A 2,410-nucleotide genomic window follows, 5' to 3' on the forward strand; every position below is an offset into this window, starting at 1 on the left:
GCCGAGAATGCCGCGCCGAGCGGCGTCCACGCGAGCACGCTAGCGAGGGAGCGCAGCGCGGCGGCGTTCATCTCGATCCCCCGCGCGGTCAGGGCGATGATGGGCCCGAGCAGCACGAGCGGGATCATGAGCAGGATGCGGCTCGCCTCGCGGAACCGGCGGTTGGAGGCGAGGTCCGTCACCGCGCTCGCGACGAGTCGGCTCGCGACGACGCACAGCGCGAGGGCGAGCAGCGCGCCGAGGACCGAGGCGGCGAACGCGCCGACTCCACGCGACCACGTCACGGTCGTCGCAGCCAAGGCGATCGTGGTGCAGATCCCGGGAACCCCGATGAGCCCCGCGACGGCCTGCCCCGCGAGCAGGCGCGGGAGCGGGATGGGGAACGGTGCAAAGCGTGCCGGATCCAGCGTGAGGTCGACCCCGGAGATGAGGATCGGGGTGAGCGCCCACCCGACGATGAGGGCGGACCCGCCCAAGACCACAACCGTCTCGGCGATGTCCGAACCGACGAGTCGCAGGGCGATGAGCCCAGTCACCGCGAGAACGAGGATGCCGAGGCCATAGAGCGCCGCAACGATGAGGCCCACGAGCTGCCCGACGCTCCGGCGCAGCCCGTTGCGCAGGAGCACGAGCTTGAGCGTGATCAGGTGTGCAACCACGAGAGTCCCTCCGTGGGGCCGTGGCCGCCGACGAGTTCCACGAAGCGGTCCTCGAGGGTCGAGCCTGCGCGCACCTCGTCGACCGTGCCAGCCGCGAGGATGCGCCCCTGGGCGACGACGGCGACGTGGTCGCACATGCGCTGGACGAGGTCCATGACGTGGCTCGAGACGATGACGGTGCCGCCCGAGCGGACGTAGTCGGTGAGGATGCTGCGGATGTTTGCGGCGGAGATGGGGTCCACCGACTCGAAGGGCTCATCGAGGACGAGCAGACGCGGCGCGTGGACGAGTGACGCCGCGAGCGCGATCTTCTTGGTCATGCCGGCCGAATAGTCGACGACGAGCGTCCGGGCGTCGCCCGCGAGATCGAACGCCTGGAGCAGATCCGCGGTCCTCTGCGCGACCGTGCGGCGGTCGAGGCCATGCAGGAGTCCCGCGTACGTGATGAGCTGCTCGCCGCTGAGCCGGTCGAAGAGCCGGACCCCATCGGGCAGGACGCCCATGAGCCGCTTGGCTGCGAGCGGATCGCGCCACACGTCGACGCCCAGCACGATCGCGGTGCCCGCATCAGGACGGAGGAGCCCTGTGGCCATGGACAGCGTGGTCGTCTTGCCGGCACCGTTCGGACCGACGAGTCCGTAGAAGGAGCCGGCAGGCACATCGAGGCTGATCCCGGCCACGGCTGGCTTCCCGCCGAAGGACTTGACGAGCCCGCGCAGCGAGAGGGCCGGTCCGAGAGGGGCCACGTCGCGGCTGGGCGCCGAGAATGAGGGCACGGTCATGACCTCACGCTAGCAATTGCTGAGGGCTGCGCGAATCAGCCGAACGGACGACGCCCCCCGGATGATCTCCGGCCCGCCGAAGGCCCGCCGAAGGCCCGCCGAAGGCCCGCCGAGAACCAGGGCTGGCTGTGGAGGATGAATTAGAACAGCGCGCGGGCGAGCTGCTGGCGTGCCGCGCTCACGCGCGGATCGGCCGGGCCCACGACCTCGAAAAGCTCGAGCAGGCGCACGCGCGCTGCCTCGCGCTCAGGCCCGAAGTTCCGGCTGATATAGCCCACGAGTCGCGCGAACGCGTCCTCGACGTGGCCTCCGGCCGCGTCCAGGTCCGCGACGACGAGTTGCGGCTCGAGCTCGTCCGGAGTCTGGGCCGCCAGCTCGCGGGCGCCATCCGCCTCGGCCTGGCCCAGGCCTTGGGTCCGAACCATGAGGTGCACCTGGGCGAGGGCGGCTTTGGCATCGTGATCCGCCGGGTTCTCGGCGAGCGCCTTCGTGAGCGCCGCGTCCGCGGCACCGAGGTCGCCGCGCTCGAGCGCGTCGAAGGCCTCCTGGTGGAGCGGCGGAAGGGGCGGCTCGGAAGCGGGGGCCGCGGGGGCGCCGTCGGCCGTTCCGGTGACGCCGTTGGCCTCGGCGACCCGCAGCAGCTCGTCGAAGAGCTGGCGCGTCTGCGCGGTCGCGGCAGCGCCCTGGAAAAGTGGGATCGGCTGGCCCTTGAGGAACGCGATGACCGTGGGCACGGCCTGGATCGCAAGCGCCTGGGCGAGCTGCGGGAACGCCTCGATGTCCGCGGTCGCGTACGCGAGGCGGCCGCCGTACGCAGCGACCTCCGGCCCGAGCTCGTCGCGGACGCGCTGCGACTCGGGCGAGTACTGCGCCCAGAGAGCGACGACGACCGGAACCTGGGAGGAGAGCTGGACGAGCTCGGGGAAGCTCGCCTCGTCCACCTCGATGGCTCCGGCGGCGGCGCCCGCC

2 protein-coding genes and 1 pseudogene are annotated in these 2,410 nt (G+C 71.7%); all 3 read right to left on the bottom strand.

What is annotated here, in order from left to right:
* Positions 1-659: pseudogene (locus ACLN58_RS21065) on the bottom strand (transporter); the annotation flags it as partial.
* Positions 644-1,441: an ABC transporter ATP-binding protein gene (locus ACLN58_RS21070; RefSeq protein WP_415857174.1), complete on the bottom strand. Its 798-nt coding sequence runs from the start codon at positions 1,439-1,441 to the stop codon at positions 644-646. The pseudogene ACLN58_RS21065 and the gene ACLN58_RS21070, both read right to left, overlap by 16 nt.
* A gap of 140 nt (positions 1,442-1,581) precedes the next feature.
* On the bottom strand, positions 1,582-2,410 hold an 829-nt coding region (locus ACLN58_RS21075; protein WP_415857175.1), incomplete at its 5' end, for a co-chaperone YbbN.

This window comes from Sinomonas sp. G460-2, from assembly GCF_047759905.1.
Taxonomy (GTDB): Bacteria; Actinomycetota; Actinomycetes; order Actinomycetales; family Micrococcaceae; genus Sinomonas.